Origin of the sequence: Streptomyces sp. NBC_00726 (assembly GCF_045161735.1) — a bacterium.
GTDB lineage: Bacteria > Actinomycetota > Actinomycetes > Streptomycetales > Streptomycetaceae > Streptomyces.
Map to the genome: position 1 here is coordinate 973,595 of NZ_CP108983.1, position 21,649 is coordinate 995,243.

Sequence of the window (21,649 nt, forward strand, 5' to 3'; positions counted from 1 at the left end):
CCTCGGCGCGGTCCGGGGCGCCCGCAACTCAGCCGGGTGTCACCAGCGGGGGATCGACGGGGTACGCCAGTCCGGCTCGGCCTTGCGCATGGCGGCGGCGTCGTCGCGTTCGCGCATCGTGCCGTCGTCGTCCAGCCAGCGGCGGTGCAGCGCGGCGAGGCGGTCCCGGTCGAGTTCGACGCCGAGGCCGGGGGCGTCGGAGACGGTGAGGCGGCCGTCCTCGAAGACATGGCGGGCGGTGATGACGTCCTCGGTCTGCCAGGGGTAGTGGCTGTCGCAGGCGTAGTCCAGGTTGGGGACGGTGGCGGCGACGTGCGTCATCGCGGCGAGGCTGATCCCCAGGTGGGTGTTGGAGTGCATGGAGAGCCCGACGCCGTGCAGCCGGCAGATCGCGGCGAGTTCGCGGGTGCGGTGCAGCCCGCCCCAGTAGTGGTGGTCGGACAGCACGACCTGGACGGCGTCCCGGGCGAACGCCTCGGGGACCTCGGCGAGCGTCGTGACGCACATGTTGGTGGCCAGCGGCACCCCGGTCGCGGCCGAGACGGCGGCCATCGCGTCCGTGCCGCTCGCCGGGTCCTCCAGGTATTCGAGGACGTCCTTCAGCCGCTCGGCGACGTACAGCGAGGTCTCCGCCGACCAGGCGCCGTTGGGGTCCAGGCGCAGCGGCTGCCCGGGGAACGCCTCGGCGAGCGCGCGGACGGCGGCGATCTCCTCGTCGGGCGGGAACACGCCGCCCTTGAGCTTGAAGGAGGAGAAGCCGTGGTCGCGGGCGAACCGGCGGGCCTGGGCGACGACCCCGGCCGGGTCCAGCGCGGCGCCCCAGTCGTCGCGCTCCCCGCCGTCCGGGTGGGCGGCCCAGCGGTAGAAGAGGTACGCGCTGTATTCGACCCGGTCCCGGACCTTGCCGCCGAGCAGCGCGTGCACCGGGAGCCCGGTGGCCTTGCCGAGCGCGTCCAGGCAGGCCACCTCGAAGCCGGAGACCACGGAGAGCCGCAGCTTGTCCGCGGTCTGGACGCCGCGCAGCCCGCCCGCGTCGACCCGCTCGTCGGCCGCCCGTGAGTCGCCGCACACCTCGTCGGCGAGGGCGAACAGCCCGTTCACATCGCTGACCGGCCGTCCGGGCAGGGCGGCGGCCAGCGGCCGGGCGAGCTCCAGGTACTTGCCGTCGCCGTAGGTCTCCCCGATCCCGGTGACCCCGCCCCGGGTGACGACCTCCACGACGAGCCGGGGCGTGTACGGCTGGTGGACGCCCTGGGTGTTGAGCAGGGGCGGGTCGGCGATGAGGATCGGGGTCAGCCGGACTTCCTCGATGAGCAGCGCGGTATCCATACGTGAACTCTATTCAGGGATACGACCGAAAGCCAGGGGTGGGGCGGTGACGGGACCGGAGACTCCGCATCCGGTTCCGGGGGCGTACTGGACGACATACCGACTGGTCGGCATCATGAGAGCGACCGTTCGCCCACCCCGGAGGTACGCACGATGAGCCACGTCCATCCGCCAGGTCTCGACCTCGACCGGCTGCGCGGACACCTGGACCGCGAGCGCCCGGGACTGGTGAGCGGACCGCTCGACGCCCGCGTCGTGGAGGGCGGCCGGTCGAATCTGACGTACCTGGTCACCGACGGCACCGGCCGCTGGGTCGTCCGCCGGCCGCCGCTGGGGCACGTCCTGGCCACCGCGCACGACATGAAGCGCGAGCACCGGGTGATCAGCGCCCTGCACCCAACGGCGGTCCCGGTCCCCGAACCGCTGCTGCTCTGCGAGGACGACGCGGTGATCGGCGCGCCGTTCTACGTCATGGAGTACGTGGAGGGCACCCCGTACCGCACGGCGGAGCAGCTGGCCCCACTCGGCCCGGAGCGCACCCGCGCGGCGGTCCTCGCCCTGGTCGACACGCTGGTCGAGCTGCACGCCGTGGACCCCGAGGCGGTCGGTCTCGGCGACTTCGGGCGGCCGGAGGGCTTCCTGGACCGGCAGCTGCGCCGCTGGGGCAAGCAGCTGGCGGCCTCCCGCAACCGCGAGCTGCCCGGCATCGAGGAGCTGCACGCGGCGCTCGGCCGCGCGCTGCCCGGCTCCCCCGCGCCCACCGTGGTGCACGGCGACTACCGCCTGGACAACGCGCTGATCGGCGCCGACGACGAGATCAAGGCCGTCCTCGACTGGGAGATGTCCACGCTCGGCGACCCGCTCACCGACCTCGGACTGCTCGTCATGTACAGCTCCGACCTGGGGCTGCCGGAGTCGCCGGTCTCCACGACCAGCGGCGCGCCCGGCCACCCGTCCCCCGCCGAGCTGATCGAGCGCTACGCGGCCCGGTCCGGCCGCGACACCTCGGCCATCTCCTGGTACACGGCGTTCGCCTGGTTCAAGCTCGCCGTGATCCTGGAGGGCATCCACTACCGCTACACGCTGGGCCAGACGGTCGGCGGCGGCTTCGACCGCATCGGCGATCTCGTCCCCGTCTTCATCGAGCACGGCCTCACCACCCTCCAGGAAGGCTGAACCCCCCATGGACTTCGCATTCGACGCCCGTACCGAGGAGCTGCGCGCCCGGCTCCTCGCCTTCATGGACGAGCACGTATACCCGGCCGAGCGGATCGCGGACGAGCAGCGCGACGCGCTGGACTCGCCGTGGCAGACCCCGCGCATCGTGGCGGAGCTGAAGGCGGAGGCCCGCAGGCAGGGCCTGTGGAACCTCTTCCTGCCGGGCACCGGGCACGGGGCCGGGCTGAGCAACCTCCAGTACGCGCCGCTGGCGGAGATCACCGGCCGCTCGCCGCGTCTGGCGCCCACCGCGACGAACTGCGCGGCGCCGGACACCGGGAACATGGAGGTGCTGGCCGAATTCGGCACCGACGAGCAGAAGAAGCGGTGGCTGGAGCCGCTGCTGGCCGGGGAGATCCGGTCGGCCTTCGCGATGACGGAGCCGGAGGTCGCCTCCTCGGACGCGACCAACATCGAGACCCGGATCACCCGGGACGGCGGTGACTACGTCATCAACGGCCGCAAGTGGTACATCTCCGGGGCGATGAATCCGGACTGCGAGATCTTCATCGTGATGGGCAAGACGGACCCGGACGGTACGGACATCCGCCGCCAGCAGTCGCAGATCCTGGTGCCCCGGGACACCCCCGGCCTGACGGTGAAGCGCGCCATGCGGGTGTACGGCTACGAGGACCACTGGCACGGCGGGCACGCGGAGGTCGTCTTCGAGGACGTGCGCGTGCCGGCGTCGAACCTGATCGGCGAGGAGGGCGGCGGCTTCGCCATCGCCCAGGCCCGGCTGGGTCCGGGGCGCATTCACCACTGCATGCGGCTGATCGGCATGGCGGAGCGGGCAATCGAGCTGATGTGCCGGCGCGCGGTCTCCCGTACGGCCTTCGGCAAGCCGCTGGCCCAGCAGGGCGTCGTGCAGAACTGGATCGCGGACGCCCGGGTCACCGTCGAGCAGCTGCGGCTGCTGGTGCTGAAGACGGCCTGGCTGATGGACACCGTCGGCAACCGGGGTGCGCACACGGAGATCCAGTCCATCAAGATCGCCACCCCGCGCGCGGTGGTCGCCATCCTCGACCAGGCGGTGCAGCTGCACGGCGCGGGCGGGGTCGGCCAGGACTTCCCGCTCGCCGAGCTGTGGGCCTCGGCCCGCACCCTGCGCCTCGCGGACGGCCCGGACGAGGTGCACCAGCGCTCGCTGGCCCGGCGGGAGATCAAGAAGTATCTGTAGCGCTTCAATAACCCCCGTACGGTACGTGGTCGGCCAGGGCCAGTTCGCGGGCGAAGGCCCGTACCCGGAGCAGGGCGCGGGCCAGCAGCCGGACCGTGCGGGGGCGGTGGGGGCCGTAGGCCGCGGTCCACAGGACGGGGATGTGGACGGGGGCGGGGGTGGGGCTCTGGATGTGCGCCATGAATCCAGCTTGACCCCGGCCCGGGAGGCGGTCCAACAGATGGATTCGCTGCCACCCATCGATAATGTAGATGCATGGAGATTCGCCAGCTCCGCCACTTCATGGCGGTGGTCACGTACGGCGGCTTCACCGCCGCCGCCCGCGCCGAGCTGATCGTGCAGTCGGCGCTGAGCACGTCCGTGCGCAACCTGGAACGGGAGCTGGGCGCCGAGCTCTTCGACCGCACCGGCCGCCGGGTGGTCCTCACCGAGGCGGGCCGGGCGCTGCTGCCCGCCGCGCGGACGGTGCTCGCCGGGACGGACGCCGCCCGGGACGCGGTGGCGGCCGTGTCGGGGCTGGCCACCGGGCGGGTCCGGGTCGGCACGATCCAGACGCTGACCTGCGTCGACCTGGCCGCCGAGCTGGCCGCGTTCCACCGGCTGTGGCCCGGGGTGCAGATCTCGCTGCGCGAGGCGACGACACCGGAGCTGGTGGCGGCGGTGCGCGCCGGGGAACTGGACCTCGCCTATCTGGCGCCGGACGCCGCGGAGCTGCCGGAGGGCATCACCGCGTTCGCCACCTGGCACGAGGACCTGGTGCTGATCACCGCCCCCGGGCACCCCCTCGCGACGGCGGGGCGCACCCTGGTCAGGGATCTCGCCGACGAGCCGTTCGTGGACTTCCGGGCGGGCACCGGCCTGGAGACGGCGGTGCGCAGACTGGCCGCCCACTGCGGTCTGGAGCGCCGCATCACCTGTGACGTCACGCAGATCCGGCTGCTGGTCGACCTCGTCCGGGCGGGCATCGGCGTGGCGATCGTGCCGCGCCGGATCGGCGAGGACGCGGGGCTGCCGTGCGTGACCATCCGGCAGCCGGAGCCGGGCCGGACCGTGCTGCTGGTGGGCCGGGCGCCCCGGCCGCGCAACCCGGCGGCGGAGGCGCTGCTCGGGCGGTTGTGCGGCAAGGAGCCCGCCTCCGCTACGGTCTGAGCGCCCGGAGCAGCAGGTCCGCCAGGTGGTCGGCGACCTCCTGCGGGGTGAGGGGGCCGTCCGGGCGGTACCAGGTCGACAGATGGTGGACCGAGCCGAAGTGGTAGTCCACGATGAGGTCCGCCGGGGTGGCGGTGGAGAACACGCCGCTGCACTGGCCCTCCTCGACCAGGGCGCGGAAGCGCTCGTGGTAGCGCCTCCGCTCGCCCCGTACCTGCTTGTTCTTCTCCGGGCTCAGGTGGTGCATGGAGCGGAAGAAGATCGAGGCGTCGTCCAGGTTCTCGATGGTGGTGACGACGACGTCGGCCGCCGCGTCGCGCAGCCGCTGCTCGATGGGCGCCTCGGCGTTCGCGAAGGCATCGAGCCGCTCCTGCTGGAGCCTCAGCACCCGGGCGTACACCTCCTGGAGCAGGTCCTCCTTGGAGCCGAAGTAGTGGTAGAGCGCCCCCTTGGTGACGCCGGCCGCCTCCACGATCTCCTGCACCGAGGTGCGGTCGTAGCCCTGCTCGGCGAAGAGCCGGGTGGCGGCGGCCAGCAGTCGCTGCGGGACGGGGGTGCCGCTCCCGTCCGTCTCCTTGGCCATAGCCGCCGCCTTCCTTCCGTGCGTACGCGTATCCGTTCTAGCGGGCTGAACGCAGTTCCCGCCTGAGGATCTTCCCACTTGCCGTCTTGGGCAGCTCGGCCAGGATCTCGACCTCGCGCGGGTACTTGTAGGCGGCGAGCCGTTCCTTGCAGTACGCGCCCAGCTCGGCCGGCTCCACGGACGCGCCGGGGCGCAGGCTGACGTAGGCCCGGACGGTCTCGCCCCGGTAGGCGTCGGGCACGCCGACGACGGCGGCCTCGCGGACGGCCGGGTGCGTGTAGAGGACGTCCTCCACCTCGCGGGGCCACACCTTGAACCCGGAGGCGTTGATCATGTCCTTCTTGCGGTCGACCACGTACAGCCAGCCCTCGCGGTCCATGAACCCGATGTCGCCGGTGCGCAGCTCGCCGTCGGGGAAGGCGGCCGCGGTGGCCTCGGGCAGTCCCCAGTAGCCGGAGACGACCTGCGGGCCGCGCACCGCGATCTCACCCTGCTCCCCGAAGGGCACCTCGGCGCCGTTCTCGTCCAGGATGCGGACGACGGTGTCGGGGCCCGGCACGCCGACCGAGAGAGTGCCGGAGACCGGGTCGACGGGCGCCTCGCGCTCCGGGGGCACGGAGGCGCAGGGGGCGGTGCACTCGGTGAGGCCGTAGCCGTTGCGTATGTACGGGCCGAAGCCGGACCGGAACTTCTCCACGAGGGCGGGCGGCAGCGGCGCGCCGCCGGAGGAGATGACCTGGAAGGACGAGAAGTGCTCCGGCGTCACGCCGGGGGTGGCCGCCAGTGCCATGAAGGCCGTGGAGGGGCCGACGGTGTACGCGGGGCGGTGCTCGGCGAAGGCGTCGAGGACGACCCCGGGGTGGAAGCGGTGGGCGAGGACGAGGGTGCCCGCGTTGGTGAGGCAGGCGGCCAGCTGGCAGACCATGCCGGTGATGTGGAAGAGCGGGGCGAGCGCGAAGTAGGCGGCGCCCTCGGGGACGGGGTGGCCGGTGCGCTGGCGTTCGGCGTTGACCATGATGTTGCCGTGGGAGTTCAGGGCGCCCTTGGGGGTGCCGCTGGTCCCGGAGGTGTAGCTGATCAGCGCGGTGTCGGCGGCGGTGAGCTGCCGTCCGGCGGGGGCGGCGAGGCCCTGGCGGGCGACGGCGACGAGGTCGTCGGCGTCCTCCGCGGCGGGCAGCCGCTCGAAGTTCAGCACCCGTTCGTCGTTCTGCGTCTGGAGGTCCAGTTCGCAGGCGGTGAGCGCGATCCGGACGCCGGGGGCGGCCGCTGCGGTGTCCCGGAGATACGCCTCCCAGGCCCGGTCGGCGCAGATCAGGGCGGTGACCTGGGCGTCCTTGAGCACATGGCCGACCTCGGCGGACTTGTACATCGGGTTGAGCGGGACGACGGTCGCACCGGCCTTCCAGGCGCCGAGGAGCGCGAGGACGAACTGCGGGGAGTTCTGGAGCATGATCGCGACCCGGTCGCCGCGCGCCAGGCCCCGGGCGGCGAGGTGGCCGGCCACGGAGTCGGAGAGCTCGTCGGTCTCCCGGTAGCTGAGGCGGCCGTCGAAGTAGGCGAGCGCCGGGTGGTCCGGGGTGCGGCCGGCGGACGCGCGGAAGGCGTGCACCAGGGTCTCGGCGGGGTGGACGGGGGCCCGCTGGGCCTCGCTGAGCAGCGGAAGCCAGGGCTTCGCCGCGTAGATGGACCCGGTCATGCTCCGGTCTCCTCCCAGGTGCGCTGGAGGCGGTTCATGCCGCGGATCCAGCGGTCGGTGTCGACGGCCCTCGCTTCGTAGTAGCGGCCGACCTCGGGGTGCGGCAGGACCAGGAAGCGGTCGTCCGCCATGGCGTCGAACAGGGCGTCCGCGACGGCCTCGGGCTCGATGGCGCCGGGGGCGAGGACGAGTTCGCCGGCCGGCCCGGCGGCGGCGAGCATATCCGTACGCACGCCCTGCGGGCAGATCGCGTGGACCTTCACGCCCCGGTGCCGGTAGGTCAGCGACAGCCACTCCGCGAAGGCGACCGCGCCGTGCTTGGTGACGCTGTACGGGGCGGCGCCGATCATGGTCAGCAGGCCGGCGGCGGACGCGGTGGAGACGAACCGGCCGCCGCCGCGCTCCAGCCAGTCCGGGAGCAGTGCGCGGGCCGCCCGGACGTGGGCCATCACATTGACGTCCCAGGCCGCGGCCCAGACCTCCTCGTCGGCCATCGGGTCGCCGGGCGAGGCGAGGCCCGCGTTGGCGCAGTACACGTCGATGGTGCCGTCCAGGGCGTCCCGGGCGGCCTCCACGATCCGGGAGGCGTCCCCGGCGACGGCGGTGGCGCCGATCTCGTCGGCGAGCGCCTCGATCCGGGGCGCGTCGAGGTCGTTGACGACGACCCGTGCGCCCTCGGCGGCGAATCTGCGGGCGAGGGCGGCGCCGATGCCGCCCCCGGCCCCGGTGACCACTACGCCCGCGCCCTGCACCGTACTCATCGCTCTCGCACCTCTCAGCCGACTGCACGGGCAGACTAACCAGTCGGTATGTCGTGTGGGAAGGGGTGGCGGCGTCTCGTCGGCCACTCCCGGCGCGGCGGCCCCGTCCGACACGTTCCCCCGGGCCCCTCCGCGCGCTAGCGTGCGTGACCATGACACTCGTCGCGATCTTGGAGGTAGCCGAATGAGCCTGTCCAGGCGTGGTTTGCTGACCGCCGGCAGTGCGATGGGAGCCCTCGCGGCCACGGCCGGCCCCGCGGCGGCCGGTACGTCGCACGGCAAGGGCCACGGGCACGGAAACGGCCACGGGGGCGGGCAGCGGGTCCGTACCGGCTTCGACCGGCTGGCGGCCGACGGCTACGCCCTGCTGAAGGGGCAGCGCGTCGGCGTCGTCACCAACCCGACCGGGATCACGTCCGACGTCCGGCACATCGTGGACGTGATGCACCCGGACGGCCGGGTGAACCTCACCGCGGTGTTCGGCCCCGAGCACGGCTTCCGGGGCACCGCGCAGGCGGGCGGTTCCGAGGGGCGCTACGACGACCCGGCGACCGGGCTGCCGGTCTACGACACGTATCTGAAGAGCGGTCAGGCGCTGGCCGACGTCTTCACGGCGTCCGGCGTGGACACGGTCGTCTTCGACATCCAGGACGCCGGCGCCCGCTTCTACACGTACATCTGGACGCTGTACGACTGCATGGAGGCGGCCGCGCTCGCGGGCAAGAGGTTCGTCGTGCTGGACCGGCCGAACCCGGTGTCGGGGCGGGCGGCGCTCGGACCGGTGCTCGACCCGGCGTTCGGCACGTTCGTGGGGCGGCGGGAGATCTCGCAGGCGCACGGGATGACGGTGACCGAGCTGGCGCTGCTGTTCAACGGGGAGTTCCTGAAGGACCGCCCGGCCGAGCTGGAGACCGTGAAAATGACGGGGTGGTCGCGCGCCGACTTCTTCGACGCGTCGGGGCTGCCGTGGGTGCCGCCGAGCCCCAACATGCCGACGCCCGACACGGCCCTCGTCTACTCCGGCACCTGCCTCTTCGAGGGGACGAACCTGTCCGAGGGGCGCGGCACGACCCGCCCCTTCGAGCTGCTGGGCGCGGAGGGCATCGACCACAAGTGGGCGGACGCGGCCAACGCGCTGGAGCTGCCCGGAGTAGCGTTCCGCGAGGCGTACTTCGCACCGACGTTCTCGAAGTTCGAGGGCGTCACGGTGGGCGGGGTGCAGCTGCACGTCCTGGACCGCGAGGTCTTCGACCCGGTGCGTACGGGGATCGCGCTGCTGATCACCGCGAAGCGGACGTGGAGCGGGTTCGAGTGGCGCTCGGACAACTGGATCGACAAGCTGACCGGCAACACGCGGGTCCGCACGATGATCGACGCGGGGGCGGATCTGGACGAGGTGACCGGTGCCTGGGCGTCGGACCTCGCGAAGTTCCGGGCCGTCCGGAAGCGGTACTTGCAGTACCGGTGAGGTGGACCGGGCGGGCCCGCGAGGACCCGCCCGGCCGGGATCTCAGCGGTGGCCCGGGAACTCCACCACCTGCTGGTACGTCGGGCGGTTCTGCCAGTGAACGGCCTTCTGGGAGATGCCGCCCAGCGCACGGTGGATGATCGAGTCCGTGCACCACTGCTCGCCGGCCTCGCAGCTGTCGTCGGCCGGGTAGACCTCGGCCGACGGCACCGCCGCCGCCTCCTTGAGCGAGGCGAGCAGCGCCGTACGGCAGGCGCTCAGGTCGCCGCCCCCGCAGTACGGCCTGGCCAGCGGGCCCTTGACCTCCTGGCCGAGCACCTGGCGCAGGTCCTTGTCGGCGAAGCCCCACCAGGCGTCCATGATCCGGACCGCGCCGGCGTGCCCGTACGTGTGCGAGCCGGGGCTGGTCTCCTTGCGCTGGGCGCCCGCCGCGCGCCAGGAGTCCAGCTGCTGGACCGCCGCGTTCAGGTCCGGGTCGGTGACCGGCTGGGAGCGGATGACCTTCAGCAGCTCGGGCAGCAGCTGCTCGCCGCGCAGGTCGGTGAGGGCCGCGTCCGCCATGGCCCGGGTGAGCGAGGCGCGGGTGACACCGCCCTCGGCGACGTATCCCTCGGCCTGCTTGTTGTTCCAGGAGATGCAGTCACACAACTGTTCCTATTTCTATCAGCACTTGTGCGGCATTTCCTATGAATATGCTGATGTGGTGAAGCTATGGAGTTGGCGTCGGCGCCCCAGCGGGGTGAGTGCGTGAAGAAGTTCGCGCCGCAGCCGGGCTTCACGGCGTCTGCGCACAGGCTGGCCCTGGACCCCAATGCCGCGACCGTTACCCGGCTGCACTCGCATGCAGGTGCCGCACGGGCCGCGTACAACTGGGCGATCGCTCGCGTCACCGCTGCGTGGCGGCAGCGCCAGGTCGAAGCCTCCTACGGCATTGCGGAGGATGATCCGACGCCGTGGCGGTCGTGGTCGCTGCCGTCGTTACGGAAGGCGTTCAACGAGGCCAAGCGCACTGATCCGCGTTTTGCGGGGTGGTGGGAGGAGAACTCCAAGGAGGCGTACAACACCGGCCTGGCGAACGCGTCGGCCGCGTTCGACGCCTACGCGAAGTCGAAGCGCGGGAAGCGTAAGGGTGCGCGGGTGGGTGTTCCGCGTTTCAAGTCGAAGCGGAAGGCACGCCTGGCGTGCCGGTTCACGACCGGGGCGATCCGCATCGAGGCGGACGGCAGGCACGTCACGCTCCCCAGGGTCGGCACGATCCGCCTCCACGAACCCCGCCCCGATCTGCGTGCCCGCATCGACGCTGGAACCCTGCGGTTCCTGTCCGCGACCGTACGTCTGGACCGGGGGCGCTGGTTCGTCTCCTTCCAGGTCGAAGAGCGAAACGAACTCGTGAAGGTCGCCTGCCCTGATGCCGCGGTCGGCATCGACCTGGGCATCAAAACCCTTGCCGTTCTCGCGGACAGCGACGGGGCCGTGACCGAAGTACCCAACCCCCGCCACCTCGATCACGCCCAGAAACAGCTGCGCCGCGCCAGCCGTGTCACCTCACGCCGCCGGGGCCCCGACCGCCGCACCGGACAGAAGCCCTCGCATCGGTGGGAGAAGGCGAACCGGGCCCGCAACAAGATCCATCACCGGGTGACGAACCTGCGCGAGGACACCCTCCACAAGCTCACGACGCGGCTCACCGCCGAGTACGGCACCCTTGTGATCGAGGACCTGAATGTGGCGGGGATGGGCCGTAACCGGCGGTTGTCACGCCGGATCGCGGACGCCTCGTTCGGCGAGATCCGCCGCCAGCTCACGTACAAGACCCGCCGGCACGGCACACGTCTGGTCGTGGCCGACCGATGGTTTCCCTCCTCGAAGACCTGCTCACGCTGCGGTGCGGTGAAAGCCAAGCTGCCCCTGAGCGTGCGGGTCTTCGAGTGTGATGCCTGCGGGCTCGTCCTGGACCGGGACGCGAACGCGGGACACAACCTGCTCGCCCTCGCAACCCGCAACACACGCAGTACAGGTACCGGAGTGGCCGGAGACCTGAACCCCACCGCCGTGGTGGGGCCGAAGCCCCGTGGAGCCGACCGCAAGACCCGCGCCATCCTTCCCGGCCTTCCGGCCGGGAAGGGGCGGGCAGGTGGCACAATCCCCAGCCCCAGGGCCGGGACGGAAGCGGGAGACCGTCGACAGGACACCAGGACGCAGCTCGCGCTCTGGTGACACCGTCACGGACCATTCCAGCAGAAACGCCGGAATTGCTGAGATCTACCGATGATCACAGCAACGGCATGCGTACTCCTCCGAAGAAAGGAGCAGAGATGGCCGACGCGCGGCAGGTTACCGGCGGTACGACCGGCCCGGTAAGGTGAACATCGGTCACCTTTTCCGAATCACCACATGCCGCCGGATTCTGTGCGACGTCTCATCCTTCGGACGCTTCGGCCTTTGGATGGAGCCGATCCGGGCAGTCGTACGTCCATCCCCTGACGCCGAAGTACGGGCGACGGAGTACGAGCGACGGAGGTGGCGGCTCAATGGCCGGTTTCCGGAGTCTGGCGAGACAGGTCCGTGACCCGAGAAGCGATCTGGCGCTGCGGCGGTATTCGCTGCGCAAGTGCCTGGAGCGCTTCGCCCCCTACGGGCACCGGGCGACCTGGGACCATCTGTGCGCACGGCACGGCATAGCCCCCGAGGACCGGGCCCCGGACCCGGCGCGGCTGGTGCGGGCGCTGGACGAGCTGGAGCGGGCCCGCACGGTCTGGCTCGGTTACGAGGCGGGGTTCGCGGAGCGCCGCCGGCGGGAGAAGCACCGGGGGCTGCGGCGGCCCGGCGCCTTCGACGACTGGCACCGGCGCACCTGGGGCGGCAACGGCGTCGCGCGCTGCGAGGACCCGGCGGTCCACCCTTCCGCCCCGCTCGCCGAGGTGCTGGCCCGGCTGATCTCGGCCCTGGAGGCGGAGCCCGGCGCCGGCTGCCCGGTGTGCGGCAAGACCGGGATCACCTGGCGGCACGATCTGGACACCGAGCCGTGGTCGGGCCCGGTCTGCACGGGGTGCGGGATCGTGGTGCCGCAGCCCGTGCTCACCCCGGCGGCCCTGGCACGGGCCCGCCGGGAGCGGGCGGGCACGCTGGCGACGGTGGCCTGAGGGGCCGCCGGGCGCGGACCGCCCGTGGAAGGCAGCTCAGCGGCAGCCGTCGACGCGCTCCGCCGCACGGCCGGCCGGCTCGCACTCCGCCGCACGCTCCGCCTTGCGCTCCGGCATCAGGCGCGAGCCGCTGATCTTCTCGCCGTTGATGTCGTCCGGGTTGGACAGCACACAGGTCTCCAGCGAGAGGCAGCCGCAGCCGATGCAGTCGGTGAGGTGGTCGCGGAGCCGCCCCAGCTGCGTGATCCGGTCGTCCAGCTCGGAGCGCCAGGCGCGCGAGAGCCGCGCCCAGTCGTCGCGGTTCGGGGTGCGCTCCTCGGGGAGTTCGGCCAGCGCCTCGCGGATGGTGGCCAGCGGGATGCCCACCCGCTGGGCCGCGCGGACGAAGGCGACCCGGCGCAGGGCGTCCCTGCTGTAGCGGCGCTGGTTGCCGCTGGTACGGCGGCTGCTGATCAGGCCCTTGGTCTCGTAGAAGTGCAGGGCCGACACGGCGGCGCCGCTGCGCGCGGAGAGCTGGCCGACGGTGAGTTCATGAAGTGTCTGCGGGATCTGGGGCACTCGTCGAACCCTACGTGGCCGGTGCCCGGCCGGTCCGTCGTTGACAGGAACGCACCCGCGCATGATGCTGAGCAAGCGCTTAGACCGACCGGCGAGTGGAGGGCGGGTAAAGGAGCGGGGCTGGGTGCGTGCAGCTGCAAGGCGGAGGATTGAGGCAAATGGGGTCTCCCCTGCTCGAACGAAGTTGAGAGCTTGGGGAAGGAGCGTTGGTGATTGACGACAACGCCGCAGATGCGCGTGCCCAGCCCCGCGACGCCGCCCTCCACTCGCCGGTCGGTCTGAAAAAGCGTGGACGATCAGGAGAGCGTGAAGGGCAGGAGCAGGGACATGGCTGAGCCGAGGGTCTTCGAGTCCGCGCAGGAGCTGCGGGACGGCGTGGGCGAGCAGCTGGGGTACAGCGACTGGCTGGAGGTCGACCAGAAGCGGATCGACCTGTTCGCCGACGCCACCGGCGACCACCAGTGGATTCACGTGGACCCGGAGAAGGCGGCGGCCGGCCCGTTCGGGAAGACCATCGCGCACGGCTATCTGACGCTGTCGCTGCTGCCGGCGCTCGTCCCGCAGGTCATGGCGGTCGAGGGCGCGAGGATGGGCATCAACTACGGCACCAACAAGGTCCGCTTCCCCTCCCCCGTGCCCGTCGGCTCCCGGGTGCGCGCGACGGCCGTCCTGAAGAGCGTCGAGGAGGCGGGCGGCGGCGTGCAGATCACCGCCGTCGTGACGGTCGAGCGCGAGGACGGCGACAAGCCGGCCTGCGTCGCCGAGTCGGTGTCGCGCTACTACTTCTGAGCCCGCGCCCGTCCGCGTACGTACGCGGACGCCCCCGGCCCCACGAGGGGACCGGGGGCGTCCGGCCGTGCTCAGCGACCGGCGGCGACCATCCGCAGCACCAGCCCCGCGTACAGCTCGGCGACCTCGTCGGGGGTCCGGCTGCCCTGTGCGTTGAACCAGCGCGCCACGTCGATGCAGAGCGACAGCACCGCGAGCGTGGTGCCCGGCACGTCCGGTACGTCGAACTCGCCGGAGGCGACACCCTCGCCGATGATCCGGCGCACCACCGCGTCGGTCCTGCGGCGCAGCGCGATGATCTCGGTGCGGTGCTCCTCGCCGAGCGCGTCCAGCTCGTACTGGACGACACGGGCGGTGGTGTGCCGTTCGGCGTGCCAGAGGACGAAGGCGCGTACGGCGGTGGCGAGCCGTTCGGCGGCGGTGCCGTCGCCGTCGGCGGCGGCCTCCAGCACGGCCAGGGCCCGGTCGTGGCCGATCCGGCTGATCCGGTGGAGCAGCTCTTCCTTCGTCTTGTAGTGGATGTAGAGCGCGGCGGGGCTCATTCCGGCGCGGCCCGCGATGTCCCGGGTGGTGGTCGCGTGGTACCCGCGCTCGGCGAAGGCGTCGACGGCCGCGACGAGGAGCCGCCGGGCGGCCTCGGGCGTCACCTCGGCCCACGGCGGGTCCTCGGCGTCGGTCTCCTGCGCCGTGCTCATCGTCGCTCGCCCCTCTCAGTCAGCAGGACGCACACCATACCCCGATCCTGAGCAAGCGCTTAGGAAAACTTTTCGCGCCTGCGAATCAGAGCTTCTGGAAGGGGTCGTGCTCGGCGAGGATCTTCTCCAGCCGGGCCTGGTCGACCCGGCTGACCAGCTGCCCCGCCTCCTGGCGGTCCCGGATCACCTTGGCCAGCGTGAAGCAGGACGTGACCAGGTAGAGGACGCCGATGGCGAGGAAAGCGCGCACCCAGGCATCGGCGTCGAGGAAGTAGATTCCGAGGGTCACCGCGGCCATCGCGATCCCGAAGGACGCGACGGCCTGCCCGAAGTAGGCGCCGGTGGTCTGCTGTTTGACCGGTGTCGTCTCACTCATGGCACCCAGCATCCGGCGGTATGACGCACGCCACATCCGTTCGGATACTCAGAAGATACTCAGAACGCCGAGACCCCGGTCAGAGCGCGGCCGATGATCAGCTTCTGGATCTGACTGGTGCCCTCGTAGAGCGTCATCACGCGGGCGTCCCGGAGCAGTTTACCGACCGGGTACTCGTCGATGTAGCCGTAGCCGCCGTAGACCTGGAGCGCGTTGTTGGCGGCCCGGACGGCGGCCTCGGAGGCGAACAGCTTGGCCCGGGACGCGGCGGTGGCGAAGTCCTGGCCCCGGTCGACGAGGTCGGCGACCCGCCAGGTGAGCAGGCGCGCCGCCTCGACGTCCACGGAGATGTCGCTGATGAGTTCCTGGACGAGCTGGTAGCCCGCGATGGGTTTGCCGAACTGCTCGCGTTCCCCGGCGTAGCCGACGGCCGCGTCCAGGGCCGCCCGGGCGATGCCGACGCAGCCGGCGGCCACCGACATCCGGCCCTTGGCCAGGGCGGACATGGCGATCGAGAAGCCCTTGCCCTCGGGGCCCAGCAGGGCGCTCGCGGGCACCCGGACGTCTTCCAGGACCAGTTCGGCGGTGGCCTGGCCGCGCAGGCCGAGCTTGCCGTGGATGGTGCGGCGGGTGAGGCCGGGGGCATCGGCGGGGACCAGGAAGGCTGAGACGCCCTTGTGACCCGGGGTGTCGTTGGTGCGGGCGAAGAGCAGCACCACGTCGGCCCAGGTGCCGTTGGTGATGAACATCTTGCTGCCGTTGATCACGTAGTCGCCGCCGTCCCGCACAGCCCGGGTCGCCAGACTGCCCGCGTCCGAGCCGGTGCCGGGCTCGGTGAGCCCGAAGCAGCCGATCGCGTCGCCCGAGGTGAGCCGGGGCAGCCACCGGCGTTTCTGCTCCTCGTCGCCCCAGGCCGCGACGGTCTTGGCGACCAGGCCGAGGGAGACCGAGACGATCCCGCGCACCGAGGAGTCGCCCCGGCCCAGCTCCTCGGTCACCAGGCAGTACGCGAGGTGGTCGCCGCCCGAGCCGCCGTACTCCTCGGGGACGGTCAGGCCGAGGAAGCCGAGGGCGCCGAGCTTCTTCACGATCGACTTGTCGACGTTCTCGGACCGGTCCCACTCGGCCGCGTACGGAGTGACCTCGCGGGCGACGAAGTCCCTCGCGAGCTGCCGGACGGCTTCCTGCTCCTCGCTCAGCTCCAGGTTCATCGGCCGCGCCCTCCGCCTTAATTAGCACTGCTAGTTTTCGTCTCGCAGGGCCTACTATGTGCCGCATGGCCCGCCCGCGCAAGCCCCTCCTGAGCAGAGAACGCATCGTCGAGAAGGCGAGCGCCCTCGTGGACGCCGAAGGGCTCGACGCGGTGTCGACCCGCCGTCTGGCGGCCGAGCTGGGGGTCAGCGGGCCCTCGCTGTACAACCACTTCCGCAACAAGGACGAGATCCTGGACGCGGTCGCCGACGCCGTCTCGGCGCAGGTCGATCTGTCGATGTTCGAGGAGTCCGACCCCCGGGACTGGCGGGCCGCCCTGCACGACTGGGCGGTCTCCTACCGGGCCGCGCTCGCCGCGCATCCGCACATCGTCCCGGTGCTCGCGCAGGGGCCCGGGCGCCGCCCGGCCGGTCTGCGGGTCGCGGACGCCGTGTTCGGGTCCATGGTCCGCGCGGGGTGGCCGCCGGCCCAGGCCACGTACATCGGGGCGCTGATGCGTTACTTCATCACCGGCTCGGCGCTCGGCTCCTTCGCCCGCGGGTTCGTGGACGACGAGACGGCGTACGACCCCGCCGACTACCCGCATCTGGGCCAGGCGCACCTGCTGGCCGAGCGGCGGCAGCAGGTGGACGAGGGGGCCTTCGAAACGGGGCTGCGGGCGCTGGTGGACGGACTCGACGCGCAGTACGCGCGCCTCTGTCCGGACAGGCCCTAGAAGACCACCAGGGCGCGGCCGCCCTTGCCCGCGATCATGTTGTCGAAGGCGGCCGGGATGCCGTCCAGGCCGATGCGTTCGGTGACCATCATGGAGAGGTCGAAGCGGCCCGCCCGGATGTGGTCCGCCAGCAGCGGGAGATCGCGGGCCGGGTCGCTGTTGCCGTATACGCAGCCGGTCAGGGTGCGGCCCCAGTGGAAGAGCTCCAGGGCGTTGAAGGTGACCTGCTGGTCCTTGCCGCCGATGCCGACGACCGTGGTGCGGCCGCCCCGGCGGGTGGACTCCCAGGCGCTCCGGATGGTGACCGCCCGGCCCACGCACTCCACGGCCACGTCCGCGCCCTGGCCCCCGGTGAGCTTCCGGATGTCCCGGGGCGTGGTCTCCGAGGCGATGACGAAGTCCGTGGCGCCCGCCCGGCGGGCCAGCTCCTCCTTCTCCGGGGAGACGTCGACCGCGATGACCTGCGAGGCGCCCGCGATCCGGGCGGACTGGAGCACGGCGAGCCCGACGCCGCCGATGCCGAACACCACGACGGACTCCCCCGCGCGGACCCGCGCGCTGTGGTGGACCGCGCCATAGCCGGTGAGCACGGCGCAGCCCAGGAGCGCCGCGTCGGTGAGCGGGATGCCGTCCGGGGCGGGCAGCACGCAGTTCCCGGCGACGACGGTCTCCTCGGCGAAGGCGGCGACGTTGAGCCCGGGGCGCAGGTCGGTGCCGTCGGCGGTGCGGGCGTGCAGGCCGGCCGCGCCGGCCAGGGCGGCCGCGCAGAGCCACACCTCGCCGATGCCGCAGTGGTGGCAGCTGCCGCAGGAGGGCGCCCAGTTGAGGACGACGCCGTCGCCCGGGGCGACATGGGTGACGCCCTCGCCGACCGCGACGACGGTGCCGGCGCCCTCGTGGCCGAGGACGGCGGGGACGGGCACCCGCATGGTGCCGTTGGACAGCGAGAGGTCGGAGTGACAGACCCCGGCGGCGGCGAGGCGGACGCGCACCCGGCCGGGGCCGGGCTCCGGCAGGACGATGTCGGTGATCTCCAGCGGAGCTCCGACGGCGGGCAGTACGGCGGCGCGGACCACGGACTGGCTCCTTGCTGATCGCTGATGGGTGGTGGTGGACGGGTTCAGAACTGGAGGGACTTGGTCTGAAGGTATTCGGCGAGGCCGTGCGCGCCGAGTTCGCGGCCGACGCCGGACTGCTTGTAGCCGCCGAAGGGCGCCAGCGGGTTGAAGCGGCCGCCGTTGATGTCGACCTGGCCGGTGTCCATCCGGCGGGCGAAGGCCACGGCCGTCTCGTCGTCGGCGGCCCAGACCGCGCCCGCGAGCCCGTAGACCGTGCCGTTGGCGATACGGAGCGCGTCGTCCTCGTCCTCGTACTTCAGGATCGAGACGACCGGGCCGAAGATCTCCTCCTGCGCGATGGTCATCTCCGGGGTGACGTCGGCGAAGACCGTGGGGCTGACGTAGTAGCCGGTGGGCAGCGGGGCTTCCGGGCCGCCGGCGACGAGGCGGGCGCCCTCCTCGACGCCCTTCTCGATGTAACCGCGCACCCGGGCCTGCTGCTTGGCGTTGACGAGCGGGCCGACCCGGTCCCCGGGCACGTACTTGGCGACGGCGGCCGCCGCGAGCGCCACGGCCTCCTCGTACCGCTCGGCGTCGACCAGCATCCGGGTCCAGGCGCTGCACGTCTGCCCGGAGTTGGACATCACGTTGGCGACGCCCACGTTGACCGCCTTGGCGAGGTCGGCGCCGGGCAGGATCACGTTGGCGGACTTGCCGCCCAGTTCCAGTGCGACGCGCTTGACGGCGGCGCCGGCCGTGGCACCGATCCGGCGGCCGACCGCGGTGGACCCGGTGAAGGAGACCAGGTCGACGTCCTCGTGCGCGGCGAGGGCCTGTCCGGCAACCGGGCCCAGGCCGGTGACCAGGTTGAACACGCCCGCGGGCAGCCCGGCGTCGGCGACCGCCTCGGCGAAGAGCTGGGCGGTGAGCGGGGTGTCCTCGGCGGGCTTGAGGACGACCGTGCAGCCGGCGGCCAGCGCGGGGGCGACCTTGGCGACGATCTGGTGCAGCGGGTAGTTCCAGGGGGTGATCGCGCCGACGACGCCGACGGGCTCCAGATACACCGTGGAGTTGCCGTGCCGCTCCTCGAAGGAGTACGTGGCGGCCAGCTCGGCGTAGGTGCCGGCGACCAGGACCGGGAGGCCCGCGTGCACGGAGACGGCGAGCGCGGGCGGGGCGCCCAGCTCGGCGGTGACCGTCCCGGCGATCTCCTCAGCGCGGACGCCCAGCACGTCGCGGAGCGCGGCGATGCGGGCGGCGCGCTCGGCGGGCGGGGTGGCGGCCCAGCCGGGGAAGGCGGCGCGGGCGGCGCGTACCGCGGCGTCGACGTCCTCGGCGGTGCCGGCCGGGACATGGCCGATGACCTGCTCGTCCGCCGGGTTCACGACCGCGATCGTGTCCGTTCCCGCGGCGGGCCGCCAGGCGCCGCCGATGTACATACCGTCGTGGGCCTTCATCGCTGGTTCCTCCCGGGCACGGTGACGGACGGGATCGTCCGGAGCCCAAACTAGCGCTGTTAGTTTTCAGGCGCCAGAGACCCCCGTCACGGCCGGGCCTCCCCGTCTACATGTCCAGGCCCGGCACGTCCTTCGGCAGCGGGCAGATGCGGCGGCCCTGGTGGTCGAAGACGTACAGGTGCGCGAGGTCGACCAGCAGGGGCACCTGGCCGCCGGTGCGCAGCATCATGTCGGGCCCGGTCCGCACCACGAGGTCGCTGGCGGTGACGGCGGGGCGGTCCGGGCTGTGCATGCCCGGCGGCAGGTCGTCGGCCTCCGGCGCGTCCAGGACGGCGACCGACCCGCCGACGTAGGAGGTGGCGCGCTCCCTGATCCGCTCCAGCATCCCCGTACCGCCCTGGCCGCCGCGCCGCCGGCGCGCGGGTCCCCGGTCGGTGCGGGCCGATTCCAGCTCGGGGACCACGGCGGGCCGGGAGCCGGTGTTGAGGTGGACCAGCGCCTCGTGGCCCTGGTATTCGACGTGCTCCACGATGCCGCTGAGCGCGACCTCGCCGGGGCGGGCCTGGCTGGGCGGGGCGATCCGGACCGCCTCCGAGCGCAGGCCGACGATGATCGGGCGGCCCTGCTGGATGCGCAGGAGCTGGTGGTCGGGGCTGAGCGGTTCGGGCAGCGGGAGGCGCTGGCGGCCCAGGTCGATGGACATCCGGCCCTCCAGGGGCGCGTGGACCACGGCCTGGAGGAGGTTGATCCGGGGCGTGCCGATGAAGGCGGCGACGAAGACGTTCTCCGGCAGAGCGTACACCTCGCGCGGCGGGCTGACCTGCTGGAGGACGCCGCCGCGCATGACGGCGACCCGGTGGCCCAGGGACATGGCCTCGGCCTGGTCGTGGGTCACGTAGACGGTGGTGACGCCGAGTTCCTTGGTGAGCTGGGCGATCTCGGCGCGGAGGTGGTTGCGGAGCTTGGCGTCGAGATTGGACAGCGGCTCGTCCATGAGGAAGGCGGAGGGCTGGCGCGAGATGGCCCGTCCCATGGCGACCCGCTGGCGCTCGCCGCCGGAGAGCTGGCCGGGCAGCCGGTCCAGGACGCGCTCGATCCCGAGCATCCTGGCGGTGTTCTCGATGCGCTCGTTGTGGTCGGCGCGCGGGTTCTCCAGCTTCAGCGGGAAGCCGATGTTGGCCCGGTTGGTCATGGTCGGGTACAGCGCGAAGTTCTGGAAGACCATGGCCATTCCGCGTTCGCGCGGGGTGAGGTGGTTGGCCGGTTCGCCGTCGAGGAGGATCTCGCCCTCGGTGGTGTCCTCCAGGCCGGCGATCATGCGGAGCACGGTCGACTTGCCGCAGCCGGAGGGGCCCAGCAGGACGACGAACTCGCCCGGGTCGATGGAGAGCGAGAGACGGTCGACGGCGCGCGGGGACCGTCCGTATGCCTTGCTGACGTTGTGCAGGGTGATGGCGCGAGTCATGTGGTTCCGCCCGGGAGGGTTCGTGATGGAGCGGTGGGGAGCGGCAGCAGTGGCCCGAAATTAGCCCACCGCGCCCGGTGAGGGAATGACTCGCGCAAAGTTGGGTACGCCCCGGGCGCATTCACAGCCGGGGAAGGACCGTCGAGCCTCCGGGGGCAGCTCAGTCGAGCCTGCGGGCGAGGTAGGCGTGGATGAGTTCGCGGGTCTCGGTGACGAGTGCGTCGTCGCCGGACGGGTCGCCGCGGAAGGCGAGTTTCAGCAGGGCGTCGGCCGCCTCCACACAGACCAGGATGGCGCGCAGCAGGTCCGCGTCGGCCTCCCGGCCGAGGTGTTCGGCGAGGAGTCCGGTGAGCCGGGACGCGACGCGCTGGTTGGCGTCGTCGGCCGGGTCCTCGTCGGGTGCGGGGGCGCCGAAGTCGACCAGGGCGAAGCCGGGGACGGTGCGCTTCATCGCCAGGTACTCGTCGAGCACGGCGTCGATCGCGCCGCGCCAGTCGGCGGTTTCGATGGCGGTGAGCCGGGCGGTGATGCGCTCGGCGTAGCTGTCCAGGTTGCGGCGGGCCAGCGCGTCGGCCAGGGCCCGCTTGTTGGAGAAGAAGCGGTAGACGGAGCCGATGGGCACCCCGGCCCGCTGGGCCACGGCCCGGGTGGACAGCTGCTCGTAGCCGATCTCGTCCAGGAGTCCGGCGCAGGCGTCGAGGATGCGGGCGAGGCGTTCGGCGCTGCGCTGCTGCACCGGGGCGCGGCGGAGGTTGTTCGTGTCGGGCACGCCTTCCATCATGCCGTGGGTCTCCCGG

Annotated in this window: 21 protein-coding genes and 1 pseudogene; 8 read left to right on the forward strand and 14 right to left on the reverse strand. The window is 72.1% G+C overall.

Features of this window, described 5'->3' with window-relative positions; translation table 11 throughout:
• Positions 1-39 precede the first annotated feature (39 nt).
• The gene (locus OG338_RS04285) at positions 40-1,329 is read right to left on the reverse strand and encodes a glucarate dehydratase family protein (RefSeq protein WP_405936039.1); all 1,290 of its coding nucleotides are present in this window, start codon (positions 1,327-1,329) and stop codon (positions 40-42) included.
• A gap of 153 nt (positions 1,330-1,482) precedes the next feature.
• Here OG338_RS04285 and OG338_RS04290 point away from each other — a divergent pair, with 153 nt between their 5' ends.
• Positions 1,483-2,505 (forward strand): phosphotransferase family protein, encoded by a 1,023-nt coding sequence (locus OG338_RS04290; protein WP_405936040.1) that lies wholly within the window; start codon positions 1,483-1,485, stop codon positions 2,503-2,505.
• A 7-nt stretch (positions 2,506-2,512) separates the two neighbouring features.
• Positions 2,513-3,727, forward strand: a complete 1,215-nt coding sequence (locus OG338_RS04295; RefSeq protein WP_405936041.1) for an acyl-CoA dehydrogenase family protein — start codon at positions 2,513-2,515, stop codon at positions 3,725-3,727.
• A gap of 4 nt (positions 3,728-3,731) precedes the next feature.
• Here OG338_RS04295 and OG338_RS04300 read toward each other — a convergent pair whose 3' ends face one another.
• Complete coding sequence (locus tag OG338_RS04300) at positions 3,732-3,908, reverse strand: hypothetical protein (RefSeq protein ID WP_405936042.1); 177 nt, start codon at positions 3,906-3,908, stop codon at positions 3,732-3,734.
• A 74-nt stretch (positions 3,909-3,982) separates the two neighbouring features.
• On the opposite strand from OG338_RS04300, the gene OG338_RS04305 reads away from it, so the two are divergent.
• Complete coding sequence (locus OG338_RS04305; RefSeq protein ID WP_405936043.1) at positions 3,983-4,876, forward strand: LysR family transcriptional regulator; 894 nt, start codon at positions 3,983-3,985, stop codon at positions 4,874-4,876.
• Here the strand turns inward: OG338_RS04305 and OG338_RS04310 are convergent.
• Genes OG338_RS04310 through OG338_RS04320 form a run of 3 tightly spaced genes read right to left on the reverse strand, consistent with a single transcriptional unit; the run spans position 4,866 to position 7,916 of the window.
• Entirely contained in the window at positions 4,866-5,459 is a 594-nt protein-coding gene (locus tag OG338_RS04310; protein ID WP_405936044.1) for a TetR/AcrR family transcriptional regulator, read from the reverse strand. The two genes, OG338_RS04305 and OG338_RS04310, sit on opposite strands and share 11 nt — an antisense overlap.
• Positions 5,460-5,496: 37 nt before the next feature.
• Positions 5,497-7,155 (reverse strand): class I adenylate-forming enzyme family protein, encoded by a 1,659-nt coding sequence (locus tag OG338_RS04315; RefSeq protein ID WP_405936045.1) that lies wholly within the window; start codon positions 7,153-7,155, stop codon positions 5,497-5,499.
• Positions 7,152-7,916 (reverse strand): SDR family oxidoreductase, encoded by a 765-nt coding sequence (locus OG338_RS04320; RefSeq protein WP_405936046.1) that lies wholly within the window; start codon positions 7,914-7,916, stop codon positions 7,152-7,154. Before OG338_RS04320 ends, OG338_RS04315 begins: the two co-directional genes overlap by 4 nt.
• A 184-nt stretch (positions 7,917-8,100) precedes the next feature.
• Between OG338_RS04320 and OG338_RS04325 the strand changes: the two genes are divergently transcribed.
• On the forward strand, positions 8,101-9,384 hold the full coding sequence (locus OG338_RS04325) for an exo-beta-N-acetylmuramidase NamZ domain-containing protein (protein ID WP_405936047.1): 1,284 nt from the start codon (positions 8,101-8,103) through the stop codon (positions 9,382-9,384).
• A 42-nt stretch (positions 9,385-9,426) separates the two neighbouring features.
• Here OG338_RS04325 and OG338_RS04330 read toward each other — a convergent pair.
• A pseudogene (locus tag OG338_RS04330) lies at positions 9,427-10,020 on the reverse strand (penicillin acylase family protein); the annotation flags it as partial.
• Positions 10,021-10,131: 111 nt separating this feature from the next.
• On the opposite strand from OG338_RS04330, the gene tnpB reads away from it, so the two are divergent.
• Positions 10,132-11,601 carry an IS607 family element RNA-guided endonuclease TnpB gene (gene tnpB / locus OG338_RS04335; protein ID WP_405936048.1) on the forward strand — a complete coding sequence of 490 codons (1,470 nt, stop codon included), beginning with the start codon at positions 10,132-10,134 and terminating at the stop codon, positions 11,599-11,601.
• 314 nt (positions 11,602-11,915) lie between these two features.
• A complete protein-coding gene (locus tag OG338_RS04340) occupies positions 11,916-12,527 on the forward strand; it encodes a hypothetical protein (RefSeq protein ID WP_405936049.1) in 612 nt (203 codons plus the stop codon).
• A 36-nt stretch (positions 12,528-12,563) separates the two neighbouring features.
• Here the strand turns inward: OG338_RS04340 and soxR are convergent, their stop codons facing one another.
• Entirely contained in the window at positions 12,564-13,085 is a 522-nt protein-coding gene (soxR, locus tag OG338_RS04345; RefSeq protein WP_405936050.1) for a redox-sensitive transcriptional activator SoxR, read from the reverse strand.
• A gap of 327 nt (positions 13,086-13,412) precedes the next feature.
• Between soxR and OG338_RS04350 the strand changes: the two genes are divergently transcribed.
• On the forward strand, positions 13,413-13,874 hold the full coding sequence (locus OG338_RS04350) for a MaoC family dehydratase (RefSeq protein WP_405936051.1): 462 nt from the start codon (positions 13,413-13,415) through the stop codon (positions 13,872-13,874).
• A gap of 71 nt (positions 13,875-13,945) precedes the next feature.
• Here OG338_RS04350 and OG338_RS04355 read toward each other — a convergent pair whose 3' ends face one another.
• The 3 genes from OG338_RS04355 to OG338_RS04365 form a co-directional block, all read right to left on the reverse strand.
• The gene (locus OG338_RS04355; RefSeq protein ID WP_405936052.1) at positions 13,946-14,569 is read right to left on the reverse strand and encodes a TetR/AcrR family transcriptional regulator; all 624 of its coding nucleotides are present in this window, start codon (positions 14,567-14,569) and stop codon (positions 13,946-13,948) included.
• Between the two features lie 85 nt (positions 14,570-14,654).
• A complete protein-coding gene (locus tag OG338_RS04360) occupies positions 14,655-14,945 on the reverse strand; it encodes a YiaA/YiaB family inner membrane protein (protein ID WP_198957074.1) in 291 nt (96 codons plus the stop codon).
• A 59-nt stretch (positions 14,946-15,004) separates the two neighbouring features.
• Positions 15,005-16,156 (reverse strand): acyl-CoA dehydrogenase family protein, encoded by a 1,152-nt coding sequence (locus OG338_RS04365; RefSeq protein WP_405936053.1) that lies wholly within the window; start codon positions 16,154-16,156, stop codon positions 15,005-15,007.
• A 65-nt stretch (positions 16,157-16,221) separates the two neighbouring features.
• Here OG338_RS04365 and OG338_RS04370 point away from each other — a divergent pair, with 65 nt between their 5' ends.
• Positions 16,222-16,872 carry a TetR/AcrR family transcriptional regulator gene (locus tag OG338_RS04370; RefSeq protein WP_405936054.1) on the forward strand — a complete coding sequence of 217 codons (651 nt, stop codon included), beginning with the start codon at positions 16,222-16,224 and terminating at the stop codon, positions 16,870-16,872.
• Here OG338_RS04370 and OG338_RS04375 read toward each other — a convergent pair.
• The 4 genes from OG338_RS04375 to OG338_RS04390 all read right to left on the reverse strand — a co-directional run bounded on the left by OG338_RS04375 (position 16,869) and on the right by OG338_RS04390 (position 21,630).
• Positions 16,869-17,948: a Zn-dependent alcohol dehydrogenase gene (locus OG338_RS04375; protein WP_405936055.1), complete on the reverse strand. Its 1,080-nt coding sequence runs from the start codon at positions 17,946-17,948 to the stop codon at positions 16,869-16,871. The two genes, OG338_RS04370 and OG338_RS04375, sit on opposite strands and share 4 nt — an antisense overlap.
• A gap of 44 nt (positions 17,949-17,992) precedes the next feature.
• Positions 17,993-19,387 carry an aldehyde dehydrogenase family protein gene (locus tag OG338_RS04380; RefSeq protein WP_405936056.1) on the reverse strand — a complete coding sequence of 465 codons (1,395 nt, stop codon included), beginning with the start codon at positions 19,385-19,387 and terminating at the stop codon, positions 17,993-17,995.
• Positions 19,388-19,493: 106 nt separating this feature from the next.
• Positions 19,494-20,852: an ABC transporter ATP-binding protein gene (locus OG338_RS04385; RefSeq protein ID WP_405936057.1), complete on the reverse strand. Its 1,359-nt coding sequence runs from the start codon at positions 20,850-20,852 to the stop codon at positions 19,494-19,496.
• A 160-nt stretch (positions 20,853-21,012) separates the two neighbouring features.
• Positions 21,013-21,630 carry a TetR family transcriptional regulator gene (locus tag OG338_RS04390; protein ID WP_405940314.1) on the reverse strand — a complete coding sequence of 206 codons (618 nt, stop codon included), beginning with the start codon at positions 21,628-21,630 and terminating at the stop codon, positions 21,013-21,015.
• Positions 21,631-21,649: the final 19 nt, after the last annotated feature.